Source organism: Prosthecobacter sp., assembly GCF_044373815.1.
In the GTDB taxonomy this organism is placed as follows: domain Bacteria; phylum Verrucomicrobiota; class Verrucomicrobiia; order Verrucomicrobiales; family Verrucomicrobiaceae; genus Prosthecobacter.
The window spans coordinates 1-6,500 of the sequence record NZ_JBIPNG010000380.1 but is presented as its reverse complement, the minus strand read 5'-3'; the positions used below and the strand labels follow the sequence as shown (position 1 = coordinate 6,500).

Below are 6,500 nucleotides of genomic sequence, written 5' to 3'. Positions count from 1 at the left end.
GCCAACGATTTTGCCAAGCGCCGCGAACTCATGGGCGGCCACGCCAAAACGGGCCGCAAGTACGCCGGCAAGGTGCGCCAGCTCATTTCCGGCTCTACCGGCCTCGACAGCCACGAGTGGGGCGTGACGCTCTTCGCGCACGACATGTTCCAGATCAAAAGCATCGTCTATGAGATGCGCTTCGATGAAGTCACCACCCAGTACGGTGAATTTGGCGACTTCTACATCGGCATCCAGCCACCGACAGGTGAGCTGCTGCAGCGGGTGATGCTTGCGTGAGGCGAGATTGGGTGCATCTCTCACTTCCTGTGCCAAATCTGCCCCTCACCATCGCCAATCGTCAGTTTAACTCCCGCCTCATGATGGGGACGGGCAAATTCGCCAGCGGTGAGCTGATGCGGGATGCCATCGTGGCCTCGGAAACGGAAATCGTGACCGTGGCGCTGCGCCGGGCCGATTTGACCGGCAAGGGCGATCCCTTTGCCAACATCCTCGATTTCATCCCCAAGAACGTCCTGCTGTTGCCAAACACCAGCGGGGCGATGAATGCGGAGGAGGCGGTGCGCCTGGCCCGACTGGCCGTGGCGGCGGGGCTGCCCAACTGGGTGAAGCTGGAGATCCATCCGGACCCGCGCTACCTGCTGCCAGATCCGATTGAGACGCTCAAGGCGGCTGAAATTCTCGTGAAGGAGGGGTTCATCGTCCTCCCTTACATCAATGCCGACCCCGTTTTGGCCCGCCGTCTGCAGGATGTGGGCACGGCCACGGTGATGCCACTGGGATCTCCCATCGGCTCGCATCAGGGCATCGTGACGCGGCGTATGATCGAAATCATCATCACCCAGGCCACGGTGCCGGTGGTGGTGGATGCCGGAATTGGGGCTCCCAGCCATGCCGCCGAGGCCTTTGAAATGGGTGCGGATGCCGTTCTGGTGAACACCGCCATTGCCGTGGCTGCCGACCCCGTTCGGATGGCACAAGCCTTCAAAATGGCTGTGGAAGCCGGGCGCAGCGCCTATGAAATCGGCCTGAGCGAAGGCGCTGGAGAGGCTTCAGCCACCAGTCCGCTGACGACTTTTCTCTACCAGTAAGAGGCCTCGAAAAGGGCTGGTTTCAGCCCTTCACCAGGTAGGTGAAAGCGATAACGCCGCAGAAAAGCAGGCCGGCTGCAAGACACATTCCAGTAAAGATGACCATAGTGATTGGGCATTTAGCGTGAAATAGAGCGTTCGCTAGTAGAAATTTTTTCTTGCGAAAGGAGCGCTTTGGGGCAGACTCCGCGCCCCTATGGCAAAAACATGCTGGCTCGAGCGCGACAAGCGCAAACGTAAAACCGTCGAAAAGTACGCTAAACTCCGTGCAGAACTCAAGGAGAAAGGCGACTTCGTCGGCCTCTCCATGCTTCCACGTGATGCAAGCCCGACACGTCTCATCAACCGCTGCCGCGTTTCCGGCCGTCGTCGCGCGTTCATTCGCCGCTTCCAGATGTCTCGTATGACCTTCCGCGAACTCGCCTCCCAAGGGATGATCCCCGGGGTGACGAAGTCCAGCTGGTAGAATTCCGTCCGATCTTGCAGCCAGGGGCCGACTCTGGCTGCTTGGAGAGGCGGCGCGTACTCTTCTGATGCCTACCTACTCCTACATCGCTGAAGACCCTGAAAAGGGATGTCCTGCTTGCCGCAGAGGCTTTGACTTGCGCCGTCCGCTCAGCAGGCCTGCGCTTGAGGCATGCCCTCTTTGCAGGCAGCCGGTCAAAAAACTCATTTCCGGTTTTAGCACGCCGAAGATCACCAAAACTCTCTCCGTTTCCGACGCCAAGGCCGCCGGCTTCACCATCCTCGAAAAACGATGCGATGGAAATTACGAGAAGCTGTGAACGCCTGATCGCGCCGCCTCATGACTCCTTTGCTCGCCAATGCCTCTGCCGAACTCGTACGCGAGTGGAGTTTCACCGCTGGTGAAGTCTTCTGGCAGGCTGTGATCGTGCTGGTCATCGTACTGCTCAACGCCTTCTTTGTGGCGGCCGAGTTTGCCATCGTCAAAGTCAGGGACAGCCAGCTGACGGCCGCCATCGAAGACGGCATGCGTGGTGCCAAATTTGCGCAGACCGTAACGCGCAATCTGGACGCCTACCTCTCCGCCGGGCAGCTGGGCATCACACTGACCAGCATCGCGCTGGGGATTTTTGGTGAGCCGTTTGTCGCTGTTGTCGTGCAGCCGATGCTGTTTAAAATGGGCATCGTCAACGAGACCGTGATCCGCTGGACGTCCATCGGCATCGCCTATGCCATCGTCACCTTCCTGCACGTCGTGCTTGGTGAGCAGACGCCGAAGGTGGTTGCCATCCGCAAATCCATGCAAACCGCGCTGCTGATCGCGCGCCCGCTGCACCTGTTTTACATCCTGCTGAAGCCGGCCATCTGGATTCTCAGCGCCAGCACCAACCTCGTCCTCCGCTTTCTGGGCATCACGGCCGTTTCCGAGCACGAGATCGCCCACTCTGAAGAAGAACTGCGCCACATCGTGGCCGAAAGCCAGAAATCCAAGGAGGTGACCGAAACCGAGAAGGACATCCTTCTCAACGCCCTCGCTCTCAATGACCGCTGTGTGCGTGATGTGATGACGCCGCGCAACCAGGTCGTCTCGCTCGATGCGGATGAAACCTTTGAGACCAACCTCAAGATCGCCATCGATTCCAAGCACACGCGCTATCCGCTCGTGGAGGGGCATCTCGACCACGCCATCGGCACCATTCACATCAAAGATCTGCTCAGCCTCATCGGCAAACCGCAGCCGGATCTGCGCAAGATCAAACGCGAGCTGCAGATGGTGCCGGAGATGATGCCCATCGACAAGCTGCTGCGCTTCTTCCTCGACAAACACGTTCACGTGGCCCTTGCCGTCGATGAATTCGGCGGTGCCGTCGGCATTGTGACACTCGACAACGTGCTCGAGGAAATCGTGGGCGATATTCAGGACGAATTCGACCATGAAGTCAGCGAGTTCCGCCGCATCAACGACAACGAATTCACCGTCGAAGGCACTTACAACCTCTACGAACTGGCCGACCAGACCGGCATCGACCTCGACAGCGACGAAGTCACCACCATCGGCGGTTATGTCACGCACCTCCTCGGCCATCTCCCCAAGGTGGGCGAAAAAGTGGTCATTGAAGAGTATGAGGTGACCACCACCAAGGCCGACCTCAGGCGTGTTCTGCAGCTGCACTTCAAGCGCCTTTCAACCGTCGCAGAAGAAGCCGCAGCGGCTGACGCTGCGCCGGAAGGCGTGTAAGAAGTCTCACACGAAGGCTGCTGCATCAGCGACGAAGGCATCCACATCCGCCTCCGTGGTGCGCCATGAGCACATCAGGCGTGAACCGCCGCCGATGAAGCTGTAGAAAACCCAGCCTCGCTCCTTCAGGCCTTCCTTCATCCGGTCCGGCAGCTTGGCAAACACAGCATTGGCATCCACCGGGTAGAGAATCTGCACGCCCGGCAGATGGCCGAGTGAATCAGAGAGGCGCCGGGCCAGGGAGTTGCCGTTTTGCGCATGCCTGCGCCAGGTTTCATCACTCAAAATGCGCAACCACTGCGCCGAGATGAAGCGCATTTTGGAGCAAAGCTGCCCTGCCTGCTTGCAACGGTACGCAAACTCCTGGGACAGTTCTTTGTTGAAGAAAACGACGGCCTCCGTCACTGCCATGCCAAGCTTTGTGCCGCCGCAGCAAAGCACGTCCACCCCGGCTCGCCAGGTGATGTCGGCTGGTGCGCAGTTCAATCCGGTCAGCGCATTGAAGAACCGCGCACCATCCATGTGAATGGACAGGCCATGTTCTTTCGCGACTGCGCCAAGGCCCTTGACCTCTCCGGGGCGGTACACCGTGCCCAGTTCCGTGCTCTGGCTGATGCTCAGGGCGCGTGGCTTCGGAAAATGCACGTCGCTGCGGCTTGTCGCCAGACGAATGACATCAGCAGGATCAAGCTTTCCCAGCGGACTGCGGGCGAGCAGGATCTTCGAGCCGTGGCTGAAAAACTCCGGTGCACCGCATTCGTCCGTTTCCACATGCGCCTCCTGTGCGGTGATGATGCTGTGGTAGCTCTGGCACAGCGTGGCGAGCGAGAGCGAGTTCGCTGCCGTGCCGTTGAAGACAAAGTACACATCACAGTCCGTCTCGAAAAAGCGCCGGAACATCTCGCAGGCCTCTGCGGTGGTCGAGTCTGCCCCATAACTGGGTTGATAGCCTGCGTTGGCCTCTTCCAGCCCCTGCCAGGCTTCAGGACAAATGCCGGACGTGTTGTCCGAGGCGAAGTGGTATTTCAGTTCAGCGCTCATGCTTTTGCTTTCGGCTTCCCGTGCCATGCGAGTACAATCCCTGCGAGCAGCAGCAGCACATCGCGCAGGATGAGGTCGCGGTAGTTGGAGGTGGCATCTGCGTGGCCGAAGCAGCCGCAGCGGATGTCGATGCCGCGCCACCATGAGATGCTGATGGCTGCCAGAAAAATAAGCAGCGACCCGTTCAAGATCAGCAGGCCGCCGGAACGGAGCAGACCGCTCATGACCGCCAGGCCTGCGAAGATTTCCAGCCAAGGGAGGCCCATGGCCAGCCATGCAGCCCAGGGATCTCCCAGCAGATCGAAGCTACGGATGTCATCGAGAAAGGACATCGGATCCGCCACCTTCAGAATCCCCGAATAGACAAAGACGCCGCCGAAAAAAAAGTGAAGGAGAAGTCGCAGCATGAGTTCGCCAAACTTACGGCACCAGTTCCGCCATCGGCAACAGAATGATGACGAGCTTCTTGTCTTCGTAGCTTTCTCCCGGCACCGGCATGCCCCGGACGTCCAGAGGGCGCCCCAGCAAAGTGGCAAGCTGCGTGGCAAAACCAGCCTCCGGCGCCTGACCGCCCCCACCAAAGCTGAGCTGCGCATCATCGTAAACACGCATCAGCTCACCGCCGTGCAGCACAATGGGGGATTTATCGCTCGGTGGGAAGCCTTGGATTGAAACCAAGTTTGCTTCTTCCTCCCCCAGCAGCTTGGCAGTATTCAGCGGATCGAGTCTGCGTGCCAGATCGCCGGGGTCGGTGCGATCAAGAATTTTGGCATTGATCACGGGCGTCTCCGGGCTGCTCAGACGTGGCAGCTTTTCATACACATGCTTGTACAACGCCAGGGCCACCGCCTTCATGGCCTCAGGGGTCCAGTGACTGTCATGCGAAAAGAACACCGGCTGCCTGTCACGGAATTCCCAAAGGGCTTCGGTCATGTCCAGCACATCGACGCCCGCCGCTTTTAACTCAGCCAGTCTGCCCGCCTCACCTTTCAAGCGCACCACGTCCAGATAGCGGCCGGGACGGATTTGTTCAGGATACATCGTGGCACGGTCTGGAATCGTGATCACCAGCAGTGTCGTATCCTGAGCCTTCAGCTGTGATGCCAGCTTGATCAAACCGGATTGAACTTCGTTGGCAGGGCGTCTGGCATGTGCCAGGCGGTCGAGTTCACGCTGGTCAAAGAGCCAGCCTTCGCGTCCGAGATACACGGTGCGGTTGCCTTCATTCAGGCCATGGTTCAGCAGCCATTGCAATCCGCTGCGTACCGTTGCCGCCGCCAGATTGGTTTTGGAAGACGTGAACCATGACGCGGCTTCAAACAGCAGAGGCACGGCCAGCAGCAGGACAAACACACGGATGATGTTTCGAGCTGCCTTGGGGCTCAGTTCCGGGTCGGGCGGCACCACGGTCCGCTTCGCTGGGTCGATTCGGGGAAGCGTCGGTTTCATGACATGGGGGCGGCATGCGTCCAAAGCATCGCCACGGCAAAGGTGAAAATGAGAAGGCAGATCGTCGCCTTCCATGGCGCCGGCTCGCGCAGAAAATCGCGCGAATGCGGAAGGCCTATGAGGCAGACCAGGCCTGCAAATATCGTGAGGACGTGAAAATCTGTCCGCACCCGCGCCTGCTGGATCAGCGTGGGGATCGTCCGCGTCGGAGGTGCGAACAACGCCTTCAAATGCAGCCAGGTGTCGCCGAACGAAGCCGTTTGCACCAGCGCTCCGATCACGGTGATGGCCAGCAAGAGCACTATCAACCGCAGCCAGTTTCCACGCGTGAAGCGCCGCAGCGTCAGCACCTCCTGCACCGGCTCCGCCACCTTGAATCCCAACATGCCGCCCAGTCCGGCGATCACATCGCCAGTGGCGGTGAAAAAGAAATGCAGGCTGAGCAGCAGCCCCAGAAATCCCATCCACGCCACGCTGGTGCCCAGGCTTTCCGGGCCGCCACGGAAACTTATCGTTGCGAGATGCCACAGTGGATCGACCAGCAGCACCCACTTGCCAATGCCGAGGCAGAAGCGCGCGATGCCATTCGCCACGTCGGTCGTGGCCGGTCGTGGTTTGACGTACAGGCGCACCGTCAGAGCGACGGGCAGAAGCACAAACAGCAGATGGTGGAGACTGATCAGCACAAGTATGGAGATGGCGGAGGGCTAGACGCA

General features: G+C 59.5%; 9 protein-coding genes. 5 read left to right on the top strand and 4 right to left on the bottom strand.

The genetic code is table 11. The annotated features are described in order from the left end of the window. The 5 genes from ACIREA_RS23735 to ACIREA_RS23715 form a co-directional block, all read left to right on the top strand. On the top strand, positions 1-279 hold a 279-nt coding region (locus ACIREA_RS23735), incomplete at its 5' end, for a chlorite dismutase family protein (protein ID WP_397384822.1). Between the two features lie 29 nt (positions 280-308). Then, the gene (locus tag ACIREA_RS23730; protein WP_397384821.1) at positions 309-1,091 is read left to right on the top strand and encodes a thiazole synthase; all 783 of its coding nucleotides are present in this window, start codon (positions 309-311) and stop codon (positions 1,089-1,091) included. 196 nt (positions 1,092-1,287) lie between these two features. Beyond that, a complete protein-coding gene (rpsN, locus tag ACIREA_RS23725; protein WP_395730845.1) occupies positions 1,288-1,557 on the top strand; it encodes a 30S ribosomal protein S14 in 270 nt (89 codons plus the stop codon). A gap of 67 nt (positions 1,558-1,624) precedes the next feature. Next, positions 1,625-1,876 (top strand): FmdB family zinc ribbon protein, encoded by a 252-nt coding sequence (locus tag ACIREA_RS23720; RefSeq protein WP_397384820.1) that lies wholly within the window; start codon positions 1,625-1,627, stop codon positions 1,874-1,876. Between the two features lie 20 nt (positions 1,877-1,896). After that, a complete protein-coding gene (locus ACIREA_RS23715) occupies positions 1,897-3,294 on the top strand; it encodes a hemolysin family protein (RefSeq protein ID WP_397384819.1) in 1,398 nt (465 codons plus the stop codon). A 6-nt stretch (positions 3,295-3,300) separates the two neighbouring features. Here the strand turns inward: ACIREA_RS23715 and ACIREA_RS23710 are convergent, their stop codons facing one another. The 4 genes from ACIREA_RS23710 to ACIREA_RS23695 are packed head-to-tail and all read right to left on the bottom strand — an operon-like array spanning position 3,301 to position 6,470. After that, positions 3,301-4,335: a threonine aldolase family protein gene (locus tag ACIREA_RS23710; protein ID WP_397384818.1), complete on the bottom strand. Its 1,035-nt coding sequence runs from the start codon at positions 4,333-4,335 to the stop codon at positions 3,301-3,303. Then, entirely contained in the window at positions 4,332-4,742 is a 411-nt protein-coding gene (locus ACIREA_RS23705; protein ID WP_397384817.1) for a MauE/DoxX family redox-associated membrane protein, read from the bottom strand. The genes ACIREA_RS23710 and ACIREA_RS23705 overlap by 4 nt, the downstream gene beginning before the upstream one ends. A gap of 13 nt (positions 4,743-4,755) precedes the next feature. Continuing rightward, positions 4,756-5,784, bottom strand: coding sequence for a hypothetical protein (locus ACIREA_RS23700; RefSeq protein WP_397384816.1), 1,029 nt, complete (start codon positions 5,782-5,784; stop codon positions 4,756-4,758). After that, on the bottom strand, positions 5,781-6,470 hold the full coding sequence (locus tag ACIREA_RS23695) for a hypothetical protein (protein ID WP_397384815.1): 690 nt from the start codon (positions 6,468-6,470) through the stop codon (positions 5,781-5,783). The genes ACIREA_RS23700 and ACIREA_RS23695 overlap by 4 nt, the downstream gene beginning before the upstream one ends. Positions 6,471-6,500: the final 30 nt, after the last annotated feature.